The following is a 25277-nucleotide window of genomic DNA, read 5'->3' on the forward strand; positions in this document are numbered from 1 at the left end:
GTTCAGCCCGAATCCGTGTTGGTATAGTGCATGGAGCGCCCGCGGGTGCTCTTCAGTGGTTTCTGTCGGCCGTTTTCTGTCTGCCATAGCGTCGCCACACCAGGATATAAATAATGACATTCAGGATAACCAGGCCGGCCGCCAACAGTACCTGTACTTCCCGGGTAAGCCCTGGCGGGTAAATGGCCAGTAACAGATAATGCTCCAGAAAACCGCCGGTATAGGCTTGTTGTCCTGCCATGTCCCGTAATGTATTTTCCAGTGGTGTCAACGGGCAGATGGCGCCCAGCCCGACAATGGCGGCGCCCCAGACCAGCGCCGGTACATGCAGCCAGATAATGTGAAAGCGCAGCAAAACAAGCAGCCCGCCGAATATGGCAAACAGAATAAAGGCAAAATGCGCAACCAGAACCAGGTCGGCAAGCACGCGATAAATCATGGTTTTCCTATTGGCACTCTTGGCAGGAAGTAACATAATCGCTGCCTGGACCATGCAAGCTACGCCAGTCATCTATACACCGCCCGCATCTGTTCACGGTGGCGTGCTTGCAATGCTGTGAGCGTGTATGACGGACAGGCGGGGCGTAAGTGGTATGAACGGCCAGCCTTGCGTATATTCTAGGGCAGCAGGCGATTTATCACAAATGTATAAATACTAGGATTTGGGCTGGCCTGCGAAATCCAGCGCCTTGCCCAGCCAATCTGCCAGCAGGGCAGAGCGCTGATCCGCACGGGCTCGCGGCACCCAAAGACTTAAGCGTGCGCTCGTTTGCACAAAGCCCCAGGGCGCTTCCAGCCGCCGGGCGGCCAGGTCATCGGCGACGACCTGTTTGGGGGCGATAGCCACGCCCAGGCCTGCCGTAGCCGCTTCCAGAAGGTAATAAAGATGCTCGAATGCGGTACCCAACTGCAGATTGTCGGCGGGTAATTGGTTTGCCTGCGCCCATTGGACCCAAGCCTGCGGCCGGGACGCCGGATACATAAGCGGCTCGTTCAATAGCGCGCTTACCGGGGCGTCAACCAGGGAACCATAGTTGACATATCTCGGACTGATCACGGCGCCGATATATTCCGCGCCCAGGTCATGCACGAGCATGTCATCAGGCCAGGGAGGGGCTGCAAAGCAAAGGGTTGCGTCGACATTGGGATTGCGTGGGTCCAGTTCTCCTTCTCCCGCAGTCAATTGCAATCGCAATTGGGGCAGGTCCTGATTGAGTTTTTCCAGCCTGGGGATGAACCAGCGCGCCAACAGGCTGCCCGGACAGGCAAGCACAAACGGCAGGTTACCGCTACGATGGCGGAGCTCGGCGCAGGCGCTGCGTACCCGGTCAAAGGCCGCGGCGCTGGCGTCACGCAGCAATAGGCCGGAATCTGTGAGTTTTATACCACGTCCGTCTTTCTCGATGAGCGCAATGCCAAGGGAAGACTCAAGTACCCGGATCTGCCGGCTGATTGCCCCATGCGTGACGTGCAGCTCATTTCCCGCTTTGCTCACGCTGAGCAGGCGCGCTGCAGCTTCGAATGCAAGCAAGGCGTTAAGGGGTGGGATATCTCTGGGCATAATGTGTGAGTTTATTTGACATATCAGGGCTATTTTATCGCTTTTTTTATAACGGCGGCTGGCTTATGCTGTATTCATGGAAACAGGCTTTCCGATCGACACTGGCGGAAAGCAAATGACAGGAGAATGGACACCCATGGTTTCATTGAATACAGATACAGGCGCGGCGGGGATGTTTGGCGACTTTGGCGGGCAATACGTGGCCGAAACACTGATGCCGCTGATTCACGAACTGGCTGCCGAATACGAAAAAGCCAAGACCGATGAGCGCTTTCAAAAGGAATTGGCCTATTTCCAGCGGGATTATGTGGGACGACCCAACCCGCTCTATTATGCAGAGCGGCTGACCGAACACCTGGGCGGGGCAAAAATTTATCTCAAGCGTGAGGAGCTCAATCATACCGGGGCTCACAAAATCAATAACTGTATCGGCCAGATTCTGCTGGCGCGACGCATGGGCAAGAAACGAATTATTGCCGAGACCGGGGCCGGAATGCATGGGGTCGCAACAGCGACTGTTGCCGCCCGCTTTGGTTTGCAATGCGTCATTTACATGGGTAGCACCGATATTGATCGCCAGCAGGCCAACGTATTTCGTATGAAATTGCTGGGGGCGCAGGTGTTGCCTGTCACAGCAGGCACTGGCACGTTAAAGGACGCCATGAACGAGGCCTTGCGTGATTGGGTCACCAATGTCGACACTACTTATTATCTGATTGGTACGGTGGCCGGCCCTCATCCCTATCCCACTATGGTCCGGGATTTCCAGGCAGTGATCGGCCGGGAAACCCGTGAGCAGATGTTGGCTCAGGAAGGCCGCCTGCCCGATTCGCTTGTCGCCTGCGTAGGGGGCGGTTCCAACGCCATTGGGCTGTTCCATGATTTCCTGGATGACAAGGATGTGAAGATTATCGGCGTAGAAGCGGCCGGCCATGGAATTGAAAGCGGCAAGCATGCGGCGAGTCTGAACGGGGGCGTACCTGGCGTATTACACGGCAATCGCACGTTCTTGCTGCAGGATGACGATGGGCAGATTATTGATGCTCATTCAATATCTGCCGGCCTGGATTATCCTGGCATCGGTCCTGAGCATGCCTGGCTGCACAGCATTGGACGTGTGCAATATACGGCAATAACAGACGATGAAGCGCTTGACGCCCTGCATCAATGTTGCCGCCTGGAAGGTATTATTCCCGCGCTGGAAAGCGCTCATGCGCTGGCCGAAGCGTTCAAGCAGGCGCCATTGCTGCCCAGGGATCACCTGATGGTCGTGAACCTGTCCGGGCGCGGAGACAAGGATATGCAAACTGTGATGCAACATAGCAAAGAGAAGGAGCAACAAGCATGAGTCGCCTGCAACAGCGTTTTGCACAACTTAAGAACGAGAATCGCGCGGCCCTGGTCACGTTTCTGACTGCCGGTGATCCCGACTATGATACCGCCGCAGCCATTCTTAACGGATTGCCACAAGCGGGCGCCGATATTATCGAACTGGGCATGCCGTTTACCGATCCGATGGCCGACGGTCCTGCCATTCAGCTTTCCAGCCTTCGCGCACTGGCACAGGGTCAGAATGTTGCCGCCACCCTGAAAATGATCGGCGAGTTTCGGCAGCACGACAACGAAACGCCAATTGTGCTGATGGGGTATTTCAACCCTATTCATCGCTATGGCGTGGATCGGTTTATTGCCGACGCAGGCAAGGCTGGGGTGGATGGGCTGATTGTGGTAGATCTGCCAGCCGAACACGATCGTGATCTTTGTCTTCCGGCGCAGGCTGCCGGCATTGATTTTGTACGCTTGACCACACCCACCAGCGATGACGCGCGTTTGCAGCAGATCCTGGGCAATGCCGGCGGCTTTGTCTATTACGTTTCTGTTGCGGGCACCACCGGCGCCGGTTCAGCGACCATAGAGCATGTTCAGCAAGCCGTCACACGGATTCGCAGACATACCGATCTACCGGTAAGCGTGGGTTTCGGGATTCGTACTCCGGAACAGGCGGCCAATATTGCCAGAGTGGCCGATGGCGTTGTTGTCGGCTCGGCGTTGGTGCAGAAGATTGCAGAGGCAAACAGTGGTGAGCAGGCCCGGGTCGATGTGCTGGGTCTGTGCAGTGAATTGGCCCAGGCGGTGCGCAAGGCGCGTGGCTGATTGGCGTTCATTACGTATGTGTTATTGAAAAAAGATGGCCAGGCTGCGAGAAGGTTCGCGACCTGGCCATCTGTCCAACGACTGAACTCGATTGTGAACGTTGTCTAACGATTCACATCCACAACAATTCGCCCGCGCACTTGTCCTTCCAGAATCTGGCCGGCCAGGGGAATGACTTCATTTAAACCGACCGTCCGGGAGCCAATCAATGCCAGCTTGGCCGGATCCAGTTCCTTGCTCAGCCTGTCCCAGGCCTGCTGGCGTTCCTTGACCGGGCAGTGTACGCTGTCGATCCCGACCAGCGTAATGCCGCGCAGAATGAATGGCGCGACGGACGCAGGAAAATCCAGACCTTGCGCCAGACCACACGCGGCAATCGCGCCGCGATACTTGATGCCTGCGCAAACATTGGCCAGCGTGTGACTGCCCACGCTGTCCACGGCGCCTGCCCAGCGTTCCTTGCCCAGCGGTTTGCCGGGCTCGCTCAGGGTATGGCGATCAATAATTTCGGCGGCACCCAACTTTCTCAAATACTCTTCCTCTTGCTGCCTGCCGGTGGATGCGATCACGCGGAATCCCAGAGAGGAAAGCAGCGCGACGGCTACGCTGCCGACGCCGCCTGCCGCACCGGTCACAAGGATGTCACCCGATTCGGGCGTCAGGCCGTTGCGTTGCAGCGCCATGACACAAAGCATGGCAGTGTAGCCGGCAGTGCCGATGGACATCGCCTGCTCGGGTTTCATGCCCGAGGGCAGGCGGATCAGCCATTTTCCATTGACGCTGGCCTGCTGAGCCAGGCCTCCCCAATGGGTTTCGCCTACGCCCCAGCCATTGAGGATCACGGCGTCCCCCGTCTTAAAATCCGGGTGCTGGCTTTGCCTGACGGTACCGCAAAAGTCAATGCCCGGTACCATGGGAAACTGCCGGACCACTGGTGATTTTCCTGTAATAGCCAGTCCGTCCTTGTAATTGATGGTTGAATATTGCACATCGACAAGAACGTCTCCTTGGGGCAACTGCGCCTCGTCCACGGACGTTGCTGCGGCACGGTATCCGGCATCATCTTTTTCAATCAATATGGCGTTGAACATTCGGTATTTCCTCCAATTGGGTGAATGACTGGTTGCTCAGCAAGTGCTTCTGCTGAGCTGATGGCTTCAAGCACACAGCCTGTTTTGCCTGTACGCAGCGCGAGTCGCCATGGCTGGCGGCTGATCGTCGCTATGCAAAGTGTGGCTTATTTATGTCTCATACAGCACATTCCATTTCAGTTGAGATACTCACGCGGTCTACGTATCGGGCTTGGCTGTTTTTGCGGTGTAGCCCAGCTGTTGCGAAATTGCGCCGGCGCACTGGATGACTTCGGGAACCAGTTGGCGTATGCGAGCGGGTGTCAGGCGATCCAGGGGCGCCGAAATGCCAACAGCTCCCATAATTTGTCCCAGTCCGTTAAAAATGGGGACCGCGATTCCCCCAACGCCGTCGCGCCACTCGCCGCGATTGACGGCATAGCCCTGTTTGACTGTCCGGGCCAGCGCGCGCCGCAGTGTATCCAGGTCTGCCATGGTTGCGGCTGTATGCTTTTGCAATTGCCCGGCGTGGCTGTCCAGAAAACTGTCTGTCTGATAAGCCAGAATGGCCTTGCCTGTGGCGACAGCATAGGCGGGAGCCCGTCCGCCAATCATGGAGTAAGCGCGAATTGGCTGCGGGCTGTCTATCTTGTCTACATACACGACATCGAACCCGTCCAGTACAGACAGGTGGATGGTTTCTCCGGTGCTTTCTGCCAGCACGTACATGGCGCCAGAGGCGATGCGCCGCAGATCCAGCTGCGCCAGCTGGTTCGCTGCCAGTTCAAACAGCCGGATACCCCCTATGTAGTTGTCCTGGTCATCGCGTGCCACAAAACCTGCATGAATAAGTGTCTGCAAAGTGCGGTGCGTATTGCTGCGTGTCAGACCGACTTTATCGGCCAGTTCCTCGATGGTCCGGATTCTCTCGGTAGAGCCAGTAACGACTTCCAGCACCTTCAGGCCTTTGATGAGTGTTTTATCCATGACGTTATATATCCTTCCCTGTACGCTAAGTGATAAGGCGACAGAATACATCAGAGGAGGGGGAAAGAACGCGTTCGTCATACCGGCGACATCAGGTTTTTCGGCTCGCAGAACGATCCCAGACATTGGGAATCAGGTCAGAAGAGTAGCCGGAGATAAACGTTTTTGGCTGACCGCTTGCAAGGTCGAAAACATGCCGGCTGACCGCGCCGATGTTGCCGCCATAAAGATGAATACTGATAGAAGGCTTATCGTCGTATGCATTGAACACCTGATGTATATCGCCTTCTGCCGGCAGCAGCGCGTCGACCATGCCGGGTTCGAGCCGGTCTGGCTCTCCGTCTGCAGTGAGCGAGCCATCCGGATTGGTGCGATAGCGCTGACTCAGTTCTGCACCGCGCAACATGCCAATATATCCCCACACCATATGGTCGTGAACCGGTGTCTGTTGTCCGGGACCCCATACAAAACTGACCAGTGAGAAGCGCTCCAGGGGATCACAGTGCAGGAGAAACTGCTGGTAAAAAGTGGGGTGCGGCACGGTGCAGAATTCGGGCAGCCAGTCGTCCTGGGCAACGAGATCTGCCAGCAAGGACTTCATGCCAGCCGGTGGTTGCTGATTGTCATCATGACCGTCCATGAGTCTGGTGGCTGCTTGAATAAAATCGCTCAGGCGGTTCAGGTTCGGCGTATTCATTGTCATTTGTCTCTTGGTTTGTTTCAATAATTTACGTTACTTTGCAGGCGGCGTGAACGCTCCCTGTTTATAGAATCATGCACGGTTTTACTGTCCTTTGAAAGCCGGCGGGCGTTTTTCGATAAAGCTTGCCAAACCTTCGGCAAAGTCGGCACTCTCGAACACCCGCTGGTTCTCCCGCCAGGCATGGCCGGCGATTTCTACCGGACTCATGGGCGTGGTCTGGGCGGCCAGGCGCTTGAGCATAGTCATCACCAATGGGGCATTGGCGGCCAGGCGGCGCGCCAGTTTCATGGCTTCGACCATATGCTGACCTGCCGGTACCACACGGTTAACCATACCAACATCATAAGCGCGCTGGGCGGTAATTGGTTCGCCAAGCAACATTAATTCCATTGCCACCTTATGCGGAATTCTGGCTGCTGCCGATGCAATCATCCCGCCGGCAAAGCCCAGCTTGGCTTCCGGATACATGAATTTGGCGTCTTCGGTGGCCACGCACAGATCGCACATCAGCGTCAGGACAATGGAACCGCCAATGCACCAGCCGCTGATCGCCGCGATGAGCGGCTTTTCCAGCAGAACGCCGACATTGGGCGTGAAGCTGCGGTAATCGGGCGGTGCCGCAGAGGCCATGTCCTTGCCGGCAGAGAACGCCTTGGTGCCAGCACCGGTAAGAATGCCGACGCGATCTTGCGCGCTGTCATTCAGGCGTTTCCACGCCAGGGCCAGGCCGGCTTCCACCTCAGGGCCGATGGCATTCATGCGGTCTTCGCGATTGATGGTGATAATGGCAATACCATCACGGGATTCATAGGTCACGGCATCGGTCATGTCAGCTCCTTCAGGGTTTGTTTCAGTTGGTGTTTGAGTACCTTGCCATTGGGGGCAATGGGCAGATTGTCGACAAAAAAGATTCTTCCAGGCCGCTTGTATGGAGAGAGGCGATCCTGCAAGAACAGGCGTACGTCTTCCTCTTTCAAGCAGGCGCCCGGGTATAGTTCGATCATTGCCACGATCTGCTCGTTGCCACAGATGGTGTGTCCCAGCACTGCCGAATGCTGAATCTGTTCATGGGCATTCAATGCGGTTTCAACCTCAAGTGGCGAAACATTGAAGCCGGAACGGATAATCAGATCCTTGGTGCGTCCTTCAATATTGATGCGCCCATCGGGCAATTGTCTGGCCAGATCCTCTGTGTTGAACCAGCCATCGGATGTCAGGACTGCCGCAGTTCGTTGTGGATCCCGAAAATAGCCTTTCATGATATTGGGACCTTTGACCCACAATGAGCCTTGTTCTCCCTGCTTGACTGGTCTATTTTCAGAATCCAGGATTGCAATCTCTACGCCAGGGTTGGGCGGTCCCACGGCACAATCAGGATTCGCAGATTCCAGCCGGGTCCAGCAGATAGCCGACCCTTCGGTCAGGCCGTAACCATTATGCAGTGTCAGACCGAAAGTCTGCTCCGCCTGTCGCTTGAGGGTGGGATCCAGCGGAGCGCCTCCTGCCGCAATGACTCTGAGCGTCGTAGACTTTAAATCCCCTATTTGTTCCGATTTGGCCAGGCGGGAAAACATGGCGGGGGCACCCTGCAAAACAGAGATACCTTCCCGGTTCAGACTGTTCAAGCAATGGGCAATGGTAAAACGCGGCACCAGTTGCACATGGGCGCCAGAGGCCAGGGTGCCAAGCAGACCCGAAGACAGGCCCATGACATGTGTAATGGGTAAAATGCCGTACACCCGATCCTCGGGTATCAGGTGCCGCTGCTGCTGCATCAGTGAACCAATATAAAGCAAGTTGCCGTGTGTGAGCATCACGCCCTTGGGGGTGCCGGTGCTACCAGTGGTGTAGATCAGCGCAGCCACCTGGTCCTGCGCCGATGCGTAACACGGCTCTGGCAATGTATCCATTAGCGGGCCCATTGCCAGTGTCCCAAACGGCATCGTTACCGGTTGCGCTTCGTGACGGTTGGCATGCTCGCTGGCCGAAGGCGAGTTCTCGGTCAGGTAAAGAATACGTCGAGGCTCGGCATGGCTGCATACGGCATCGGTTTCAAGCGGGGCACGGCGGGCATTTTCCAGGACAACCCAGATATCATCAAGCCCGGCGGCAAGAATGAGTGTTGCCAGCACAGTGCTGTTTTCCCCGATCAACGCGAGGCGATCGCCCGGCCGAAGGCCGCAACTGGCCAGAAAGCGCCGGCAATCGGCCACAGCCTGGTTCAACTGCCCATAACTGAGAGAGCGGATCTCATCCGAAATCGCCGGGTTGTTCGGGGTATGTTCTGCCCAATATTTCAGTACATCACCTAGTCGTCGCATCACGGTTCCTGTTGTATGCGTATTGCCATGTCTTGCTGTGTCATTTAGCCTGAATATTCATCTCTTTGGTGATCGCGGCCCAGCGATCAATTTCGCTATTGACGTAATCTGCAAATTGCTGCGGATCCGACGGCTTTGGCGTTGCGCCCAGTTGCTTCAGGGTATTCAATACTTCCTGGCTTTGCAGCGCGTCTGCGGCTGCCTTGCTTAGCGCATTGGTGATCTTGTCTGGTGTCTTGGAAGGCACCCAGAACCCGTACCAGGCGGTAACGTCATATTTAGGCAATGTTTCTGATATGGCGGGGATATCCCTGGAATAGGGCGACCGCTGCGCAGTGGTAACGCCCAGGCCACGCAACTGGCCCGAATCTATGTAAGGCCAGGCTTCGTTGGCAAACACCATGGTCGTCTGATTGCCGATTGTCGATTGAATGGCGGGCGCACCACCCTTGAACGGCGTGTTGATAAGCTCAATGCCAGCCATGACCTTGAACAGTTCGCACGACAGGTAGGGCGAGGAGCCGACCCCAGAGGTTGCGCAACTGAGTTCCCCGGGTTTCTGCTTGGCAAGCGCGATCAGTTCGGCAACATTCTTTGCCGGTACCGATTTGCCCACGGCCAGAAAATTGGGCACGGATACAATTTGCGCGACCGGCTTGAGATCTTTGCGCAGATCATAAAGCGGGTCCTTGTAGAAATACATGTTCAGTACATTTGAAATACTTCCCAGCAAAATCGTGTAACCGTCAGGCTCTGAACGCACCACTTGTTGCGAGCCCAGCATACTGCCGGCGCCAGGCTTATTTTCCACAACAATTGTTTGTTTCAGCTCCTTGGCCATTTGGTTTCCAACCGCGCGACCCAGAATATCGGTGGCGCCGCCTGGGGCATAGGGCACAATCAGGCGTATTGGCTTATCGGCGGGCCAGGCGGCATAAGCACTGGCAGATGCCAGTATGCACGCAGCGGCCAGCGCTATTGATGTTCCCAACCGAACTGCTTGTTCTGTTTGTCTGCTCATTTTGTTTCTCCTTTGGGTACTTCCTGATCTGAAAGTGATAACTGTTACCCGTGGCTTGGAATTATTGTTGCCACGCCCCCGCAAACTGCGCCCGGTAAAAATTCCTTTTCACCGGCAGAGACTTCATTTGTCCATTTGCTCAAATGCTTCAATTGCACGTACTGAATACACATAGGCTGCACCGGCGTTAAGCGCCACCGCGGTGCCAAGGGCCTCGCTGACTTCTTCCACGGTTGCGCCCGCCTTCTGGGCTGCGGCAGCGTGCGACGAAATGCAGCCGTCGCATCGCGTGGTGACGGCCACAGCCAGCGCAATCAATTCACGCGTCTTGTCGTCCAGGTGCCTGGCTTGTCCAAGCGCCTCGTTCAGGCCACGATAGGCCGTTACCACCGCAGGGTTATGTTTGGCAAAAGCGGCGCCACCCTTGCGAAGATTGCTCAGTGTTGAATTCCAATCGTTGATCATGTGGTTGTCTCCTTGGTAAATGATGCGAAGTCACTGCGTTGTTGAAAAAATGGTCGTTGGCAAACTATCGGGACTGGCGCGGCTGGATCAATCCGCCACCTGGTTTTGGCGGGTGCGCCCTGATGGCTTCTTCGACGGGTTCTGTTCCCCAGCCCGGGCGGTCCGGAACGATCAGGTGCCCGTCGATATACTCAGGAACGTAGGTGAACAATTCCCTGTCCCAGGAAAGCCGGTCGATGTCCGTCTCCATGATGCGAAAATTAGGCACTGCGCTTGCAAAATGGGCGTTCATCATGGTGCACAGATGGCCGTAAAAATTATGCGGAGCGACATTCACTTCGTGGATATCGGCCAGGTTGGCGATCTTCATCGACTGCCATGCACCATTCCAGACGACATCGACAATCGCAACGTCAACGGCATTTTTCTGAAAATAAGGCAGGAACTCCCGGGCGCCGAACAGGGTCTCGCACGAACTGACCGGATGCGGGCTGTGATTCCGTATATAGGCAAGCGCATCGGGACTATAGCTGTCAATTTCCACCCAGAAAATGTCATGATCGGCAATTGCGCGCAGAATCTTCAGGTAACCCTCTGTCTTGAAATTGAAATTCAGATCCAGCAGGATCTCCATGTCCTGTCCGGCACCGTCACGCAATGCCTCCAGGCAATCGCGCAGGTTTCGGATGATCCGGCGATCGGCATTCAATTCAGGATGGAACGGAGCGGCAAAACCCGGGCGCCAGGCGTAGGCCGGACCATCATCAAAAATGAACGTGTTGGATTTGAGTGCAGTAAAACCGCGCTCACGCGCCTCGGCCCCCATGGCCTTGACGCCGTCCAGATCTGTTACGGCAGGTCCAAAAAACTTTGGATGATTGATGCGCCAGGCTGGGCAATGAGACCAGTAAACGCGCAGCTTATCGCGTACCTTTCCGCCCAGCAATTCATAGCAGGGCACGCCAAGTGATTTGGCGCGCACGTCCAGCAACGCATTTTCCAGGGCGCCAATGCCTTCGGCAACCACTCCGCCGGCTGCGGGTCGGGTTCGGCTGTAGGCTTCGGCGTAAAACCGTTCCTGGCTGGGTACCGGATTGCCGATAAGCATTTCGCTCAGCTTCTGAATGACCGCGGTAACGCCGGGGGAACCGAAGCCTTCGTCAAACTCCGCCCATCCGCAAATACCGGTGTCGGTCGAGATCTTGACGAAATAGTAATTGCGCCAACCGGCGTCGCAGGACAGCGTCTGGACATCTGTGATATTCAACTTGGGCTCCTTTGACTCCGGTTTATAAACTGGAGGGTATTAATTTATAAATCCCAATTATTAGGATGACTGTTCTTAAAAATAGGAAGTTTTGGGAATACTAAAACAATTTGGTGGGAATGAAAAGCTCTTTCAAAAAAATTTTCATGTGAAATAACGATGCCGAGCATGGACCGGGGGCGTGCAACACCGTTTATCAGGTGTGGCGATATTTCAATTGTCATGGGTCTAGATCGGTTGCTGTGGGTTTTCCCTGATGGCGCGCTTTGCACCATTCCACGGTACACTTCGCATTTGCAAAAAAGCTTTTGAAGTGCGCGCCACTTGTCGCGCGCACAGTCGATGCCTAGACGTTGTTCCATTGACGTATCAACCCAAACCAGGGAGCGCCCGTGAGTGCGATTGTGCTGCTGACCAACCCGATTGATTCCAGCGAAACTGAACGCCTGCGTGAACATGCGCAAGTGCGCGTTGCTTCGTCGCTGGATCCGCAGGTGCTTGCCAAAGAGATACGTGACGCCGACGTGCTGATTGTGCGTTCGCCCGTTGCTGCTGCGGTTCTGGCGCATGCTGATCGTCTTCGCGGTATTGTCAGGCACGGTGCCGGGGTCGATATCGTTCCGGTTGCGCAAGCGACCGCCAGGGCAATCCCGGTGAGCAATGCACCCGGTGCAAATGCCGTTGCCGTGGCGGAGTATGTGGTGGGTCAAATGCTTCTGCTTTCACGTCGCCTGCATACGGTAGATGCGTTGCTTCGCAGCGACGGATGGAGTGCATCGCGTGCGCTGTCCGATGGTGCCATTGAACTTCATGGAAAAACGGTCGGTATTATTGGCGTCGGTGCCATTGGCCAGGCGCTGGCCCGCATCTGTCATTGTGGGTTCGGCATGTCCGTCATCGGCAATCGCCGCGATCCGAGCAAAATGCCCGACTACATCGGCGCAGCATCCATTGACGATAGTTTTCGAACGGCCGACTTCGTGGTGCTTGCCTGTCCGCTGACCGCAGAAACCAGAGGCCTGGCAAACCAGCGAACACTGGGCCTGATGAAGCAGGGCGCCAGTATCATCAATGTGGCGCGTGGTGCGGTGATCAACCAGGCCGATCTCGTTGATGTGCTGGCGCAGCAGAAAATAAGCGCTGCACTGGATGTTTTTGAATTGCAGCCGCTACCTGACGACTCACCACTTCGTGCGATGACAAATGTCATTCTAAGTAGCCACATCGCGGGCATTACCCTTGAAAGCATGCGCCGCATCAGCGAGTTGTCAGTAAACCAGACGCTGGATCTACTTGCTGGGAAATTGCCAACGCCGTTGGTCAATCCTGAGGTGACGCAGCGGGCATTGGAGCGGATGGAAATGCTGAAAACGTCGTCCTGAGATAAAGGCAGGTCTGTCCGGTCTCATGACAAAGCCGGGCTCGCCCATCAGACCAGCGCCGGCGCTTGTTCATCATCCCTTCAATTTAACCGCTACTTTTGCCACGTACTCACCTTGATGCCTGGCGATACCAAGCTCACGCTCGTCAGGCTGGCGCGAACCATCTCCGCCGGCAATGGTAGAGGCGCCATAAGGGGTTCCGCCCCCGACTTGCGATATGTCGAACAGGGCCTGGCTCGTGTAGCCGATCGGTACGATAATCATGCCATGGTGGGCAAGGGTGGTCCAGGTAGAGGTGATGGTCATTTCCTGGCCGCCGCCGGTGCCGGTAGAGGTAAAGACACTTGCAATTTTTCCGGCAAGGGCGCCTTTGGCCCACAGGCCGCCGGTTTGATCCAGAAACGTACGCATCTGGCCTGCCATATTGCCAAAACGGGTTGGCGTACCAATAATAATGGCGTCGTAGTCGGCCAGTTCCTGGACAGACGCGACAGGCGCAACCTGGTCCGCTTTGCCACCCGCGTTGCCAAAGGCCTCTTCATTCATCGTTTCGGGCACGCGCCTGATAGTGACCTCGGTGCCCTGTACAAGGCGGGCACCGTCTGCAACGCTGTTTGCCATAGTCTCGATATGGCCATACATGGAGTAGTAAAGTACAAGTATCTTCGTCATGCAAAAACTCCTGTCATTGGTAAATGAACCGGCTGGCGAATGCTTGCCGGGTACGAACAAAATGCGGTACGTTCAGTATAGTAAAAACGAGAGTCGTGCAGGTGACCGCAGTTCACCGCTGTCGAATAAACAGCGGCGAAAACGTTTGCAGGCAGGAAGCTGCAACGAGCGCTGACCTTAACCTTTTTCCTGTGTGCGTACGAACTGAGTACTTCAGAAGTCTTTAGTGAAACAATGGGCATCTTGGACAAACGTGCCTGCGACGCGTGGCCGGATTACTTTCGCAGACCTTTTAACGCGATGTCGTTGAAGGACGCAATTGCGCCGGCCAGTTCATCAGCCCGTGCGGGGTTGAGCCAGATATAACTGTAATAATACATTCCCAGCACGGCTTTCATGCGCACCCGCGAGTAGGGCAGCAGGGCCCCTGTCTGCGCGCCGCGTTCGACTGTTTCCTTCCAGAGAGATTCGTATTTGCGGTGCAGGTCGATTACCTTTTGGCGGCGCTCGCTGCCCAGGCTCTGAATTTCGCGAAAGCACACCGTCAGTTCCGGAAGATTTGCTGCAATCACCTGCAGCAAATCCTGCCCGAGGCGCTGCAGACAGCGCTCGGGATCCGTTTCTTCCCTTAATGTTTGCCGGCCCATGTGCACCAACTCTGTCATATAACGGGTGCAGATATCGTCCAGGACATCGTCCTTGCTACGGAAGTGATGGTAGAACGCGCCGCGACTGATTTGCAGCGCGTCGCACAGCGCCTGCATGCCAACGGCATGAAAACCGTGGGCAGCAAAAAGTTGCGCTGCTGTTTTCAGGATGCGCTGTTGCAGGGTTTGCCCGGACGGGTCCGTAGCGATGACTTCGGTTGTGGCCATGGTGGCGCGTCATGTGATGTTAATGAGCCAATTTTAGCAGCAAGTTGCGCTTGCCAAGCAAGGTAGATATCGTTATCATGCATAAAACCGATCGGTCGGTCGGTGTGTTTTATGACATTGGCAATGTGGGGAGATAATATGAACGACAATGATGCATCAACACCGGCAGTTGCCGAGCCTGCGGCGTCGCAGGTGACGCCTGTGCCAGCAGGGACCCGGGCCGGTCGACGTAATTTTCTTTTGCACAGCAGCGCTGTAGTGACGGCAGTGGCTACGGCCGGCGTGGCGCGCGAAGCGCTTGCAGCCGATACGGCCAAAGAGGCAGCGGCTGATGCTGCAGCCAATTTGCCGCCGAACGTGCCCAAGTGGACCCGCTCCCTGGGCAGCCCGACGGCAAGCCCTTATGGCAAGCCGTCTGCCTTTGAAAAAAAGGCAATCAGAAATATGTACCCCGGTCTCAAAGAGCCGATGTCTGCCTACAGCACCTCGCCGTTGCAGGAACTCGATGGCGCGATCACACCCAATGGCCTGTTTTACGAACGGCATCATGCCGGCGTTCCGCAGATAGATCCTGCCGAACATCGCCTGATACTGCATGGGCTGGTTGATCGGCCCTTGGTATTCACGATGGATGAGATCAGGCAATTTCCCAGTGTTTCACCTATTTATTTTCTGGAATGCTCGGGCAATCCGTCCTTTTTGCCACCTTATGGAAAGACAGCCGCCGAGGTAGCAGGACTGGTCAGTTGTGCGCAGTGGACGGGCGTTCCCTTGAGAACGCTGCTGGAACATGCGGGCCTGAAAAAAGAAGCGAAATGGATTGTGGCCGAGGGGGCCGACGGTGCGGCCATGACACGCAGTATTCCAATTGAAAAGTGTCTTGACGACGTGCTGGTTGCCTATAGCCAGAACGGCGAGCGTTTACGGCCGGAACAAGGTTATCCGATCCGGCTTTTCGTTCCGGGGTTTGAAGGCAATATGAGCATCAAGTGGTTGCGCCGGCTGCATGTGACCGACCAGCCGGGGTACACAAGAGAGGAAACGGGCAAGTACACAGACCTGATGGCTGACGGGCGTGCACGCAAATTTTCATTTGTGATGGAGTGCAAGTCCCTTATTACCCAGCCATCGGGCACGCATAAACTCACGCGCAAGGGAACGCAAGAAATTCGCGGCATTGCCTGGAGCGGACACGGCAAAATCACGGCCGTTGATATTTCGACAGACGGCGGCAATACCTGGCAGCCGGCCACATTGCAGGAGCCAGTTATAAGTAAAGCCCTGACGGCATTTCGCTTCTTGTTTGATTGGAATGGCGAGGAACAGGTCATTATGAGCCGGGCTGTCGATGAAACCGGCTATGTACAGCCAACGCTTGACCAGCTGATTGAAGCACGCGGCAAGGTCTCTTTTTATCATAACAATGCGATTCAGCCATGGAAAATCGCCACGACCGGAGAGGTGACCAATGGACGGGTTTAAACAATTCATGCTAGGCGCCTGTTTTATGGCAATGTCATCTGTCATATATGCCCAGCAAGCCCATGATTTCAAGGGGCTGGGTTCGCCGGCAGGGCATGAGCAGATCGCTGGCTGGACTATCGATATCTTGCCGGACGGAACCGGACTGCCTGATGGGCAGGGAACCGTTGCGCTGGGAGACAAAGTGTATAAAACCCAGTGCATGAGCTGTCATGGCGTTAATCTGGAAGGCGGCCTGGGGCCAAAACTGGTGGGAGGGCAGGGTAGCCTGGCCAGCGATAAACCGGTCAAGACCATCGGCAGTTACTGGCCCTATGCCACGACGATATTCGATTACGTGCGACGCTCCATGCCGTTCCAGAGTCCGCAATCGCTGAGCAACGAAGACGTGTACAGCGTGACAGCCTATTTGTTAAGCAAAAACAACATCGTGCCTGCTGACGCAACACTGGATGCCAAGTCACTGGCAGCCGTCAAGATGCCCAATCGCGATAATTTCTATGTCGATGATCGACCAGACACCAAGAACACGCGGTGCATGACTGATTGTTTGAAGAAGTAATTGCTGGTGTGTTAGGACGGAGGTAATCGGCCTGGCTGTATCAACGCGATTGCTCGCGATGTAGTCAGGTCGAGGTCGCTATCAACGATGTTCCCGCAACTGCAGGCTGCTCAATACATGAGCCCGATGAGTGCCTCTTAGGGCGACTGTTCACGATTGGGCTAGCCTGCCAGTTTGGCGCTTACGAATCGATTCATACTTACTCCTTGCTCTGCTGCGGCAATTGCAAGGTTGCGATGTACCAAGGGTGGCACCCGCACCCGGAATTGTCCACTATACCGTTTATCTGCAATTGGCGAAGGGACGACTTCGCCGTTGCGCTGCATATCCTGAACCGCCTCGGCCACGACTTGCATAATGCCAGCCAAAGCCTGGGCCGGATCACTAGCCAGCCATGACAACGAGGGGAGTTCGGCGCACAGGCCGATATGCTCCTGATCTTCGGGAGACCAGCTTACCCGGTATGTGTAGTGTTTAACATTCATTGTCATCGTTCAAAGTTGATTGCGTGTTTTTGGTTTTGTCGAGCGCAGCCAAGACCTGTCTGACCTGATAGGTTTTGGCCTTGCCATTACTGTTTTGAATATTCCAGAGTTTATTGGTACCGTGTGACCGTACACAATATCGGAATCTACGAAGCGCTGAGCAGGACAACGATCAGATGGTCTTCACTGTCCCCAATGCATGCCGCAGTGCACGATTGTCACATCGGTGTAACAGTGCAAACCTAAAATGAAATCGTTTTCATAAAACGTTTTCAATGCCATGAAAAACCGCAGCGACCGGATTTCGATTCTTGATATCGCCACCCAGGCGGGTGTCTCGCCTGCGACGGTCTCGCGCGTCTTTAACGCGCCGCAATTGGTAAACGAACGAACGCGCCAGCAGATTCTGGCAGTTGCACTGGAGCAAGGTTATCGTCCGAATGCGTCGGCACGTACGTTGCGAACGCAACGCAGTCGCGTGATCGGTGTCGTTTTGCCAACCCTGACCAACCCTGTGTTTGCTGAATGCCTGCAGGGTATTACGCAGGCAACGGCCACCCATGGCTATGCCATCATGCCGGCGACCACAGAATACAAAATCGCAAATGAAATCGAAGCGGTCGCGCAGTTGCAGGCTTTCGGTGTGGACGGCGTGCTCCTGGTGGTATCCGATGCACAAACGTCACAAGCCGTGCGCAATTTGCGAGCGCAAGAGACGCGCTATGTGCTGGTTTACAACCGTCATCCCGATCATCCCTGTGTGTCGGTTGAAGGCGAGCTCGCCGTGCATGATCTGGTACAGGACCTGGTGCAGCTCGGCCATACGAGAATCGCCATGGTGTGTGGCCAGTTGCAGGCGTCTGACCGGGCGCAGCAGCGCTATGCAGGTTTCGTGGCAGGCATGAAAAAAGCACGCGTCAAACCAGCGGCGTTGATTGAAGTGCCGTTTGTTGAAACTGCCATCGAGAAAATTTCAAGCGTATTAAATACAGACTCTCGTCCTACCGCATTGATTTGCTCCAACGATCTGTTGGCAGTGCGCGCCATGCGCGCGGCACATCAATGCCGATTGCGGGTACCACAGGATATCAGCGTGACCGGCTTCGATGGGATTGGTCTTGGCCAGGACCTGACCCCTGCCTTATCGACTATCGCCCAGCCCAATGCCGAGATGGGACATGAGGGCGTGCAGTTGCTTGTCAGATCTATTGAAGAGGGCAGGGTGCCCGCCGCCGGCGACAGCATCACGCTTGACTACGAGTTTCATCGGGGCGAGTCCTGTGCGCAGGCCCCAATACATCACTGCGCCAATTCCTGACATATCACTGCCTATTTTATTCTGGAGATTAGGATGTCACGCATTCTGAAACGTTTCGCTCAAGCCGGTCTGCTAAGCCTTGGACTGGCGGCCGCCACTACTGCATCTGCACAAAGCGCCATCTGCTATAACTGTCCTACGGAATGGGCCGACTGGGGTACCCAGCTCAAAGCCATCAAGGACAAGACCGGGGTCACCATTCCGCCGGACAATAAAAACTCCGGACAATCGCTAGCCCAGATGGTGGCGGAAAAAGCCAATCCTGTTGCAGACATCACATATCTGGGTATTTCATTTGCCGTTCAGGCGAAAAAAGAGGGTGTGCTGGCCCCATATAAACCGGCGCATTGGGAAGATATTCCGGCCGATCTGAAAGACCCCGATGGTCACTGGTTCACGACACACAGTGGCACCATGGGCTTTATGGTCAATGTTGATGCGCTGGAAGGCAAACCGGTGCCCCGTTCCTGGAAGGACCTGCTCAAGCCGGAATACAAGGGATTGATCGGATATCTTGATCCATCTTCTGCTTTTGTTGGCTATGTGGGCGCAGTCGCCGCAAATGCAGCGCTGGGCGGAACGCTGGATAATTTCCAGCCAGGTATTGATTATTTCAAAGCCCTGCAGGTCAATGACCCCATTGTGCCCAAGCAGACCTCCTATGCACGGTTGCTCTCTGGCGAAATCGGCATTCTGCTGGACTATGACTTCAATGCTTACCGGGCGAAATACAAGGATAACGCCAACGTGGCGTTTGTGATCCCGGCCGAGGGTACGGTCGCGGTGCCTTACGTGATGAGTCTGGTGGCCAATGCGCCACATGCCGACAATGCGCGCAAGGCGCTGGATTTTGTCATGTCTGATGAAGGTCAGGCGATCTGGGCGCGAGCGTTCCTGCGCCCGGTGCGCGCCAGTGCCATGCCCGCCGATGTGCAAGCCAAGTTTTTGCCTGCTGCCGATTATGCGCGCGTCAAGGCCATCGATTACGGACGGATGGCCGAAGTACAACGCGATTTTTCCGAGCGCTACATGAAGCAAGTGCGCTAATGGTTTGGCGGCTGCGTCTTCAGCGCGATACTTACCGCCATTACATGCGAAATAGACAAGACAGGGAAAAATTATGTCCGCCCGTGTTTCTGCTCGCCGCCAACGCAGTCCGATACTGCTCGCGTGCCTTGCCCCCGTGATCGTATTCTTTATTGCCTTCTGGATACTGCCGGTGGCACGCCTGATCGCGCTTCCTGCAGAGAAGGGCTGGCAGACCTATTTTCTTGTCTTGACCGATTCCCGGTATATGTGGAGCATGATCAATACGGTACTGCTCTCGCTTGCCACGACGTTTGTCACCCTGGTGGTTGGTGGCGCGGTGGGGGTTTATCTGGCACGCCGGCGTTTTGCCGGTCGCCAGGTACTGCTTTCGTTGCTGACGGCGCCGCTGGCCTTCCCGGGTGTCATTATCGGTTTTTTTATTATCCTGCTGGGCGGACGACAAGGCTGGTTTGCTGATATTGCCAGTATGTTGGGAATGGGGCGTATCACTTTTGCTTACGGCGTGGCTGGCCTGTTTCTTGGTTACTTGTATTTCTCGCTGCCGCGCGCCATTGCCTCATACACGGCTGCCGCCGAGGCCATGGATGGGCAACTGGAGGAGGCCGCCCGGGTATTGGGGGCCTCACGCTGGGACATCACGCGGGATGTATGGTTGCCACAGCTGGCGCCAACCACAGTGGCTTGTGGTGCGATCGTCTTCGCCACCGCGATGGGGGCGTTCGGAACTGCCTTCACGCTGGCCAGTAAATTCGAAGTGCTGCCCATTACTATCTACAACGAATTTACCAACTATGCCAATTTTGCACTCGCTGCCTCGCTCTCGATTGCCCTGGGGATCGTGACCTGGGCTGTCCTGTTTATCGCACGTGCGGCCGGTACGTCCTCGCCTGCTGCGTAGGAGTTTGTTATGACTACCCAATCTCAAAAACCTGCGCCTTTTCTGTTTTTCATCACATGTGCGGTTTGTTTGTTCATGTTCATACCGGTCATCATTTCCGTGATGGCCGGGCTGGTGAACAACTATCGCACAGGTCTCAAAAGCGGTCTTACATTGCGCTGGATTGAGGAAGTCTGGTCTGTGTACGGTTCAACAGTGAGCGCGTCTGTAATATTGGCCCTGGTTTGCGTGATTTGCACACTGTTGCTTGGTGTGCCCTGCGCCTATGCACTGGCGCGCAGTCGCTCGCGTTTTGCACGCGTTTTTGAAGAAATTCTGACGCTGCCGGTTGCCGTACCTGGGCTGGCCACGGCGCTGGCGCTCATTCTGGCCTACGGTGAAATCAATCTGTTGCGGCAAAGTTTCGGCTTTATTCTGATCGGGCATATTCTGTTTACACTGCCCTTCATGGTGCGCACGGTCTCGTCTGCATTTGAAAGACCGGATCTGCTTGCTATCGAAGAAGCGGCCAGAACGCTGGGCGCTTCCTTTGCCCAGCGCTTTCTGGGCGTCCTGGTGCCTGCAGTATTTCCGGCAATTCTGGCGGGCATGCTGATGGTCTTTACGCTTTCTATTGGCGAGTTTAATCTGACCTGGATGCTGCATACCCCCATGACCAGGACGCTTCCGGTCGGGCTGGCCGACAGCTATGCCTCCATGCGCATCGAAGTAGGTTCTGCCTATACCCTTATTTTTATTCTGGTCATTTTGCCCATACTTTGGTTGCTGCAAGGCGTGGCCAACTGGGCGCAAAAACGTTATGGCAACTGAATTATTATCGTTATGAATATTGAAAAAACCCGCATCAACATTATTGATTGTGCCAAAACCTATCCGGACGGCACTCGCGGCCTGCAACCGGTCAGTTTGACCATCGAGCCGGGCGAGGTGATTGCGCTGCTTGGCCCGTCTGGTTGTGGCAAGACAACATTGCTGCGTCTGTTGGCTGGGCTGGAAATCCCCGACCCAGGCAGCAGGATTGTGTTTGCAGATCAGGACGTCACGCATTTACCTGTTGAAAAACGGGGGATTGGCATGGTGTTTCAAAGCTATGCGCTGTTTCCGCAGATGACAGTGCAAGCTAATATTGCCTATGGCTTGAAGGTCCGGGGTGTGCCGGTGCAGGAGCAGCGGCACACCATAGCAGAACTGGTCGATCTGGTCCGACTCAATGGCCTGGAAAAGAAACGGCCCGCAGAACTGTCCGGTGGTCAGCGGCAGCGCGTTGCGCTGGCTCGCGCCGTTGCGGTCAAGCCGCGGGTATTGCTGCTGGATGAGCCGCTGGCCGCGCTGGATGCCAAGCTCAAAGAGACGTTGCGCGATGAATTGGCGCAGCTGCTGCGCCGGCTGGGAATTACCACGGTGCATGTCACGCACGATCAGCATGAGGCCCTGGCCATTGCCGATCGTCTGGCGATCATGAGCGCCGGCCAGATTGTACAGGTGGGCGATGGCGAGTCTTTGTACAGAAAACCCGCGCATCCTTTCGTCGCTCAGTTTCTTGGCCGGGTCAACCGCGTAGAGCGTGATGATCATGCCATCACAAGCGGCGTTATTTCATTTGGCGATGCTGCCCTTAGGTGTCCTGAACATCTGAAAGCCCATCCGGCCGTTTTGCTGCGACCCGAGGATATTCGTATCGGCGCAGTTGTGCAAGGACACCCGCAGGCGACGATAGAACGTCGTGTATTCCTGGGCGATCGTGTGCAATTACAATTGAAATTGCCAAATCGGCACGTCTTGATGGCTGAACAACCGGGTGATACCATTTTTCGGGAGGGCGAAGTGATTGGGCTGCATATCGACACAGCGCGCTTCCTTCCTGCTTATGACAACTGAAACCATGACAATTCTTGTACAACTGACCGACCTGCATATTAGGGAACCCAACAAACTGGCCTACGGTCGCCTGGACACTGCGCCGTATTTGCGCACCTGTGTTCAATCTGTGCTCAGGCTGCGCCAGAAGCCGGACGCTGTCGTGCTTACAGGCGATCTGACCGATTTTGGCAGACCGGCCGAGTACGCGCATTTGCGCCAACTGCTTGCGCCGCTGGATATGCCACTTTACCTGCTGCCGGGCAACCATGATGATCGGACCAATTTGCGTGCGGCCTTCCCCGAACATAGCTACATGGCGCAAGGTGAGTTCATCCAGTATGTGGTGGATATCGGGCCGCTGCGGCTTATTGCGCTGGACACCATGATTCCCGGGCAAAGCGGGGGGCAGTTGTGTGACTTGCGGCTGCAATGGTTGCGTGAGACCTTGGCCGATAGCCAGGGACGCCCGGTGGTTATTGCCATGCACCATCCGCCATTCCGAACCCTGATCGGACATATGGACGAGATCGGGCTGCAGGCAGGTGAGCAAGCCTTGCGGGACATTATTTCCCGGTACGACAATATCGAACGTATTATTTGCGGGCACCTGCACCGGGCAATCGATGTCCGTTTTGGCGGAACAATCGCCTCTACCGCTCCGGCGCCAGCCCATCAAGTTACGCTGGATCTGGATGTTGACGCCGAATCATCATGGATGCTGGAGCCGCCAGGATTTCGGGTACATGCCTGGGACGACGTCAATAACAGGCTGGTCACTCACCTGGCCGCATCCGGGCAGTTTGAAGGGCCTTATCCGTTTCATGACAATGGGGCGTTGATTGATTGAAAGGGCGGCCGGTCGCTCAGGCGTGCTTTCAAGAGGCTTCGGGATTTTATCAAGCGAATTCTGGATGTAATGTAGGCAGGGGTAGACAAGGGCAGGTGTTGAGCAACGCGGATTTGTCTGGGCTATTATGGTGGCTCTCCCGCATGCGGCGACCCTCGTTTCCATTTGCGGATCTTGGTGCGAAACGTCGTGAACGGCGCAACCGTATTGATATGCACCCATTTGTATACGGGCCAGGCTGACTTGGTCGACGAGGCCCACTGCCTGTGACCGGATTCGAAGAACGCCTGGTCAGTGAAAGAATCCACCAAACCGATTATTGCAGTGACGCGTTGAGTGAACTCAGCCTGCAATTGCTGTATTGAAACCCCCTCCCATTGCCGATAGAACGTTTCATATAGCCGGCCAAGTTTGTTCCACTGGAAACCTGGCGCTGGTGTAGTCACCTTTATGCCGTTTTGTTCGTCTCGTTCCCAGCCAAGCAACAGGTCCATCCATCCAAGCTGATAAGCAAGCATCTGCGCCGGGCTGCGATCTACCCCGCCTTTCAATAAATTGCGCTCAGATTCCGCAATATCATCAAACTCCGAAACGAATAAAAAGGCACGCTTGATGAGCTCATTTTTAAACGCTTCTTTGGTTTCGTATGTTTTCACGACAAAGCCTTTGATGCTTTAAATATTTAACGTTGGGCACGATGCTGACGCAGTTCGTTATTTATTTTACGACGCCTGTTCAAAGGAGTGTTTGATCTGGATCTTGAATGCTTTACCGATACAACACCTGCAAAGCTGGATGCGATGACCGCTTGTATGCCGCATTGGCTACGGCCCCGTATGGCATCTTCCCGGGTCGAACCGCAACCGACACTGGCGTTGCCACCAGAATATTTGCTTTGAGCCGCAGGGCATGCGGTTTTTAAACGGCCAAGGACAAAAAATCGTCATATCCGGCTCCTTCACATAACCGCCTGCTCAAATACCTGGCGCGCAAAGGAGGCCGTGTAAGTCAGGCGCGTTGGCTGCCTGAGGCTCGCGACCATTTCAATACCGGGGCATAAGCAGAGAAACAAACCCAGTTATTCTATAAAATACAGGGCATTACGTTGCCTCTGGTTCTAAGATACCGACAATGACAGTACTATACAATCCAATAAATACTGCTCCCCTGGGACGTGACACGCAAAGGACGTCATGCCCTACGATCTAGAAAATCGCCTGGTGATTGGCGTGGCCTCCAGCGCCGTATTTGACCTGAGCGATTCTGATTCGGTCTTCAAACGCGAGGGCGAGGAAGCCTATCGCAAATTCCAGGAGCACAATCTTAATAATCCGCTACCCAAGGGGATTGCTTTTCCTTTTGTAAAAAGGCTGCTTTCGCTTAATCATATGCGGCCCGATCCTGAAGATCCGCTGGTCGAAGTGATATTGCTGTCACGAAACGATCCGGATACGGGATTGCGAGTGATGAAGACGATCGAACACTATGGGCTTGGTATCACGCGTGCCATTTTCATGCAGGGACGCTCGCCCTATGAGTATATTCCTGCGCTGAACATCTCGTTGTTTTTATCCGGCAACAAGTCTGATGTAGACGCGGCCATTCGCGCGGGCTATCCTGCCGGACATGTTCTGGATTCAGAATTTGACGATGACGAACAGGATCACGCCTTGCGCATCGCATTTGACTTTGACGGCGTGTTGGCCAGCGATGAGTCTGAAAGCATTATGCAAACCTCTGGATTGAGCGATTTTCATGCCCATGAAGTGGCAAACGTCATGAATTCGCACGGCCCCGGTCCGTTACAGCAGTTTCTGATTCGGATCGCAAAGATTCAATCCATTGAAGAGCAATTCAAAAAGCAGAACCCCGACTACGAGAACCGGCTAAGAGTATCGCTGGTTACCGCCAGAAATGCGCCGTCGCACGAACGGGCGCTCAATACGCTGAAAACCTGGGGCGTGATGACCAATGATGCATTTTTTCTTGGCGGCATTGCGAAAAAACACGTGCTGGGTGTCCTTAAACCACATATCTTCTTTGATGATCAATCGGCGCATCTGGAGCTGACCAGCTCGCTTGTTCCGTCGGTGCATATTCCATTTGGCATAACCAACAAGGCCGTTGTCGGTGTACCTGAGGACACGAGCGATAAGAATTTTCCGGGAGATTGATTTGTCGCTGTGACAGCAACAGGCAATCGGAAAAAGGCGGCCAAGCTTTGGATATGGTCAATTAACTGTTAAGTACATTGCTCCGGAAACCTCTTCGGTTTCTGGGGGACCTTCGCATGTCCT

General features: G+C 55.1%; 27 protein-coding genes and 1 pseudogene. 12 read left to right on the forward strand and 16 right to left on the reverse strand.

Features of this window, described 5'->3' with window-relative positions; all coding sequences use genetic code 11:
• Nucleotides 1-52 precede the first annotated feature (52 nt).
• The gene (locus ACTIKR_RS03130; protein ID WP_442327125.1) at nucleotides 53-439 is read right to left on the reverse strand and encodes a DUF2784 domain-containing protein; all 387 of its coding nucleotides are present in this window, start codon (nucleotides 437-439) and stop codon (nucleotides 53-55) included.
• Between the two features lie 216 nt (nucleotides 440-655).
• Nucleotides 656-1561, reverse strand: coding sequence for a LysR family transcriptional regulator (locus ACTIKR_RS03135; RefSeq protein ID WP_442327126.1), 906 nt, complete (start codon nucleotides 1559-1561; stop codon nucleotides 656-658).
• Nucleotides 1562-1697: 136 nt separating this feature from the next.
• Here ACTIKR_RS03135 and trpB point away from each other — a divergent pair, with 136 nt between their 5' ends.
• Complete coding sequence (gene trpB, locus ACTIKR_RS03140) at nucleotides 1698-2909, forward strand: tryptophan synthase subunit beta (protein WP_442327161.1); 1212 nt, start codon at nucleotides 1698-1700, stop codon at nucleotides 2907-2909.
• Nucleotides 2906-3715 (forward strand): tryptophan synthase subunit alpha, encoded by an 810-nt coding sequence (trpA, locus tag ACTIKR_RS03145; RefSeq protein WP_442327127.1) that lies wholly within the window; start codon nucleotides 2906-2908, stop codon nucleotides 3713-3715. Before trpB ends, trpA begins: the two co-directional genes overlap by 4 nt.
• Nucleotides 3716-3819: 104 nt before the next feature.
• On the opposite strand, the gene acuI is transcribed toward trpA, so the two are convergent.
• The 9 genes from acuI to ACTIKR_RS03190 all read right to left on the reverse strand — a co-directional run bounded on the left by acuI (nucleotide 3820) and on the right by ACTIKR_RS03190 (nucleotide 11911).
• On the reverse strand, nucleotides 3820-4806 hold the full coding sequence (gene acuI, locus ACTIKR_RS03150; RefSeq protein ID WP_442327128.1) for an acrylyl-CoA reductase (NADPH): 987 nt from the start codon (nucleotides 4804-4806) through the stop codon (nucleotides 3820-3822).
• A 198-nt stretch (nucleotides 4807-5004) separates the two neighbouring features.
• A complete protein-coding gene (locus tag ACTIKR_RS03155) occupies nucleotides 5005-5772 on the reverse strand; it encodes an IclR family transcriptional regulator (RefSeq protein ID WP_442327129.1) in 768 nt (255 codons plus the stop codon).
• Nucleotides 5773-5863: 91 nt separating this feature from the next.
• A complete protein-coding gene (locus ACTIKR_RS03160; RefSeq protein WP_193089473.1) occupies nucleotides 5864-6475 on the reverse strand; it encodes a cysteine dioxygenase in 612 nt (203 codons plus the stop codon).
• 81 nt (nucleotides 6476-6556) lie between these two features.
• The gene (locus tag ACTIKR_RS03165; protein WP_442327130.1) at nucleotides 6557-7303 is read right to left on the reverse strand and encodes an enoyl-CoA hydratase/isomerase family protein; all 747 of its coding nucleotides are present in this window, start codon (nucleotides 7301-7303) and stop codon (nucleotides 6557-6559) included.
• The gene (locus tag ACTIKR_RS03170) at nucleotides 7300-8796 is read right to left on the reverse strand and encodes a class I adenylate-forming enzyme family protein (protein WP_442327131.1); all 1497 of its coding nucleotides are present in this window, start codon (nucleotides 8794-8796) and stop codon (nucleotides 7300-7302) included. The genes ACTIKR_RS03165 and ACTIKR_RS03170 overlap by 4 nt, the downstream gene beginning before the upstream one ends.
• A gap of 40 nt (nucleotides 8797-8836) precedes the next feature.
• Nucleotides 8837-9817, reverse strand: coding sequence for a tripartite tricarboxylate transporter substrate binding protein (locus tag ACTIKR_RS03175; protein ID WP_442327132.1), 981 nt, complete (start codon nucleotides 9815-9817; stop codon nucleotides 8837-8839).
• A 123-nt stretch (nucleotides 9818-9940) separates the two neighbouring features.
• Nucleotides 9941-10282 carry a carboxymuconolactone decarboxylase family protein gene (locus tag ACTIKR_RS03180; protein WP_193089477.1) on the reverse strand — a complete coding sequence of 114 codons (342 nt, stop codon included), beginning with the start codon at nucleotides 10280-10282 and terminating at the stop codon, nucleotides 9941-9943.
• Between the two features lie 64 nt (nucleotides 10283-10346).
• Nucleotides 10347-11549 carry a mandelate racemase/muconate lactonizing enzyme family protein gene (locus tag ACTIKR_RS03185; RefSeq protein WP_442327133.1) on the reverse strand — a complete coding sequence of 401 codons (1203 nt, stop codon included), beginning with the start codon at nucleotides 11547-11549 and terminating at the stop codon, nucleotides 10347-10349.
• A 44-nt stretch (nucleotides 11550-11593) separates the two neighbouring features.
• On the reverse strand, nucleotides 11594-11911 hold the full coding sequence (locus tag ACTIKR_RS03190; RefSeq protein WP_442327134.1) for a hypothetical protein: 318 nt from the start codon (nucleotides 11909-11911) through the stop codon (nucleotides 11594-11596).
• A gap of 30 nt (nucleotides 11912-11941) precedes the next feature.
• On the opposite strand from ACTIKR_RS03190, the gene ACTIKR_RS03195 reads away from it, so the two are divergent.
• Nucleotides 11942-12931: an NAD(P)-dependent oxidoreductase gene (locus tag ACTIKR_RS03195; RefSeq protein WP_442327135.1), complete on the forward strand. Its 990-nt coding sequence runs from the start codon at nucleotides 11942-11944 to the stop codon at nucleotides 12929-12931.
• A gap of 72 nt (nucleotides 12932-13003) precedes the next feature.
• Here the strand turns inward: ACTIKR_RS03195 and wrbA are convergent, their stop codons facing one another.
• Together wrbA and ACTIKR_RS03205 are read right to left on the reverse strand one after the other, a co-directional pair.
• Nucleotides 13004-13603, reverse strand: a complete 600-nt coding sequence (wrbA, locus tag ACTIKR_RS03200) for an NAD(P)H:quinone oxidoreductase (RefSeq protein ID WP_193089480.1) — start codon at nucleotides 13601-13603, stop codon at nucleotides 13004-13006.
• A 275-nt stretch (nucleotides 13604-13878) separates the two neighbouring features.
• Nucleotides 13879-14478: a TetR/AcrR family transcriptional regulator gene (locus ACTIKR_RS03205; RefSeq protein ID WP_442327136.1), complete on the reverse strand. Its 600-nt coding sequence runs from the start codon at nucleotides 14476-14478 to the stop codon at nucleotides 13879-13881.
• A gap of 138 nt (nucleotides 14479-14616) precedes the next feature.
• Between ACTIKR_RS03205 and soxC the strand changes: the two genes are divergently transcribed.
• Nucleotides 14617-15960, forward strand: a complete 1344-nt coding sequence (gene soxC / locus ACTIKR_RS03210) for a sulfite dehydrogenase (RefSeq protein ID WP_442327137.1) — start codon at nucleotides 14617-14619, stop codon at nucleotides 15958-15960.
• Nucleotides 15947-16522, forward strand: coding sequence for a c-type cytochrome (locus tag ACTIKR_RS03215; RefSeq protein WP_442327138.1), 576 nt, complete (start codon nucleotides 15947-15949; stop codon nucleotides 16520-16522). Before soxC ends, ACTIKR_RS03215 begins: the two co-directional genes overlap by 14 nt.
• A 161-nt stretch (nucleotides 16523-16683) precedes the next feature.
• Here the strand turns inward: ACTIKR_RS03215 and ACTIKR_RS03220 are convergent, their stop codons facing one another.
• Nucleotides 16684-17007: a type II toxin-antitoxin system HicB family antitoxin gene (locus tag ACTIKR_RS03220; RefSeq protein WP_442327139.1), complete on the reverse strand. Its 324-nt coding sequence runs from the start codon at nucleotides 17005-17007 to the stop codon at nucleotides 16684-16686.
• A gap of 301 nt (nucleotides 17008-17308) precedes the next feature.
• Between ACTIKR_RS03220 and ACTIKR_RS03225 the strand changes: the two genes are divergently transcribed.
• From ACTIKR_RS03225 to ACTIKR_RS03250, 6 genes are all read left to right on the forward strand, one after another.
• On the forward strand, nucleotides 17309-18325 hold the full coding sequence (locus ACTIKR_RS03225; RefSeq protein ID WP_442327162.1) for a LacI family DNA-binding transcriptional regulator: 1017 nt from the start codon (nucleotides 17309-17311) through the stop codon (nucleotides 18323-18325).
• 33 nt (nucleotides 18326-18358) lie between these two features.
• On the forward strand, nucleotides 18359-19372 hold the full coding sequence (locus ACTIKR_RS03230) for an ABC transporter substrate-binding protein (protein WP_442327140.1): 1014 nt from the start codon (nucleotides 18359-18361) through the stop codon (nucleotides 19370-19372).
• A gap of 73 nt (nucleotides 19373-19445) precedes the next feature.
• A complete protein-coding gene (locus ACTIKR_RS03235) occupies nucleotides 19446-20273 on the forward strand; it encodes an ABC transporter permease (protein ID WP_442327141.1) in 828 nt (275 codons plus the stop codon).
• A 9-nt stretch (nucleotides 20274-20282) separates the two neighbouring features.
• The gene (locus ACTIKR_RS03240) at nucleotides 20283-21083 is read left to right on the forward strand and encodes an ABC transporter permease (protein WP_442327142.1); all 801 of its coding nucleotides are present in this window, start codon (nucleotides 20283-20285) and stop codon (nucleotides 21081-21083) included.
• A gap of 12 nt (nucleotides 21084-21095) precedes the next feature.
• Nucleotides 21096-22151 (forward strand): ABC transporter ATP-binding protein, encoded by a 1056-nt coding sequence (locus ACTIKR_RS03245; RefSeq protein WP_442327143.1) that lies wholly within the window; start codon nucleotides 21096-21098, stop codon nucleotides 22149-22151.
• A 4-nt stretch (nucleotides 22152-22155) separates the two neighbouring features.
• Nucleotides 22156-22980: a phosphodiesterase gene (locus ACTIKR_RS03250; protein ID WP_442327144.1), complete on the forward strand. Its 825-nt coding sequence runs from the start codon at nucleotides 22156-22158 to the stop codon at nucleotides 22978-22980.
• 125 nt (nucleotides 22981-23105) lie between these two features.
• Here the strand turns inward: ACTIKR_RS03250 and ACTIKR_RS03255 are convergent, their stop codons facing one another.
• Together ACTIKR_RS03255 and ACTIKR_RS03260 are read right to left on the reverse strand one after the other, a co-directional pair.
• On the reverse strand, nucleotides 23106-23636 hold the full coding sequence (locus ACTIKR_RS03255) for a ClbS/DfsB family four-helix bundle protein (protein WP_442327145.1): 531 nt from the start codon (nucleotides 23634-23636) through the stop codon (nucleotides 23106-23108).
• A gap of 26 nt (nucleotides 23637-23662) precedes the next feature.
• Nucleotides 23663-23839, reverse strand: a pseudogene (locus tag ACTIKR_RS03260) (hypothetical protein); the annotation flags it as partial.
• 334 nt (nucleotides 23840-24173) lie between these two features.
• Between ACTIKR_RS03260 and ACTIKR_RS03265 the strand changes: the two are divergent.
• Nucleotides 24174-25154, forward strand: a complete 981-nt coding sequence (locus ACTIKR_RS03265) for a 5'-nucleotidase (RefSeq protein WP_442327146.1) — start codon at nucleotides 24174-24176, stop codon at nucleotides 25152-25154.
• Nucleotides 25155-25277 lie beyond the last annotated feature (123 nt).

Source organism: Advenella sp., assembly GCF_052108595.1.
GTDB lineage: Bacteria > Pseudomonadota > Gammaproteobacteria > Burkholderiales > Burkholderiaceae_B > Advenella.

What these genes read in the sequence shown, in the direction of transcription:
- ACTIKR_RS03130 (WP_442327125.1), bottom strand. Translation starts at nt 439, where the DNA reads ATGATTTATCGCGTGCTTGCCGACCTGGTTCTGGTTGCGCATTTTGCC.
- ACTIKR_RS03135 (WP_442327126.1), bottom strand. Translation starts at nt 1,561, where the DNA reads ATGCCCAGAGATATCCCACCCCTTAACGCCTTGCTTGCATTCGAAGCT.
- trpB (WP_442327161.1), top strand. Translation starts at nt 1,698, where the DNA reads ATGGTTTCATTGAATACAGATACAGGCGCGGCGGGGATGTTTGGCGAC.
- trpA (WP_442327127.1), top strand. Translation starts at nt 2,906, where the DNA reads ATGAGTCGCCTGCAACAGCGTTTTGCACAACTTAAGAACGAGAATCGC.
- acuI (WP_442327128.1), bottom strand. Translation starts at nt 4,806, where the DNA reads ATGTTCAACGCCATATTGATTGAAAAAGATGATGCCGGATACCGTGCC.
- ACTIKR_RS03155 (WP_442327129.1), bottom strand. Translation starts at nt 5,772, where the DNA reads ATGGATAAAACACTCATCAAAGGCCTGAAGGTGCTGGAAGTCGTTACT.
- ACTIKR_RS03160 (WP_193089473.1), bottom strand. Translation starts at nt 6,475, where the DNA reads ATGACAATGAATACGCCGAACCTGAACCGCCTGAGCGATTTTATTCAA.
- ACTIKR_RS03165 (WP_442327130.1), bottom strand. Translation starts at nt 7,303, where the DNA reads ATGACCGATGCCGTGACCTATGAATCCCGTGATGGTATTGCCATTATC.
- ACTIKR_RS03170 (WP_442327131.1), bottom strand. Translation starts at nt 8,796, where the DNA reads ATGCGACGACTAGGTGATGTACTGAAATATTGGGCAGAACATACCCCG.
- ACTIKR_RS03175 (WP_442327132.1), bottom strand. Translation starts at nt 9,817, where the DNA reads ATGAGCAGACAAACAGAACAAGCAGTTCGGTTGGGAACATCAATAGCG.
- ACTIKR_RS03180 (WP_193089477.1), bottom strand. Translation starts at nt 10,282, where the DNA reads ATGATCAACGATTGGAATTCAACACTGAGCAATCTTCGCAAGGGTGGC.
- ACTIKR_RS03190 (WP_442327134.1), bottom strand. Translation starts at nt 11,911, where the DNA reads ATGGAACAACGTCTAGGCATCGACTGTGCGCGCGACAAGTGGCGCGCA.
- wrbA (WP_193089480.1), bottom strand. Translation starts at nt 13,603, where the DNA reads ATGACGAAGATACTTGTACTTTACTACTCCATGTATGGCCATATCGAG.
- ACTIKR_RS03205 (WP_442327136.1), bottom strand. Translation starts at nt 14,478, where the DNA reads ATGGCCACAACCGAAGTCATCGCTACGGACCCGTCCGGGCAAACCCTG.
- soxC (WP_442327137.1), top strand. Translation starts at nt 14,617, where the DNA reads ATGAACGACAATGATGCATCAACACCGGCAGTTGCCGAGCCTGCGGCG.
- ACTIKR_RS03215 (WP_442327138.1), top strand. Translation starts at nt 15,947, where the DNA reads ATGGACGGGTTTAAACAATTCATGCTAGGCGCCTGTTTTATGGCAATG.
- ACTIKR_RS03220 (WP_442327139.1), bottom strand. Translation starts at nt 17,007, where the DNA reads ATGAATGTTAAACACTACACATACCGGGTAAGCTGGTCTCCCGAAGAT.
- ACTIKR_RS03230 (WP_442327140.1), top strand. Translation starts at nt 18,359, where the DNA reads ATGTCACGCATTCTGAAACGTTTCGCTCAAGCCGGTCTGCTAAGCCTT.
- ACTIKR_RS03235 (WP_442327141.1), top strand. Translation starts at nt 19,446, where the DNA reads ATGTCCGCCCGTGTTTCTGCTCGCCGCCAACGCAGTCCGATACTGCTC.
- ACTIKR_RS03240 (WP_442327142.1), top strand. Translation starts at nt 20,283, where the DNA reads ATGACTACCCAATCTCAAAAACCTGCGCCTTTTCTGTTTTTCATCACA.
- ACTIKR_RS03245 (WP_442327143.1), top strand. Translation starts at nt 21,096, where the DNA reads ATGAATATTGAAAAAACCCGCATCAACATTATTGATTGTGCCAAAACC.
- ACTIKR_RS03250 (WP_442327144.1), top strand. Translation starts at nt 22,156, where the DNA reads ATGACAATTCTTGTACAACTGACCGACCTGCATATTAGGGAACCCAAC.
- ACTIKR_RS03265 (WP_442327146.1), top strand. Translation starts at nt 24,174, where the DNA reads ATGCCCTACGATCTAGAAAATCGCCTGGTGATTGGCGTGGCCTCCAGC.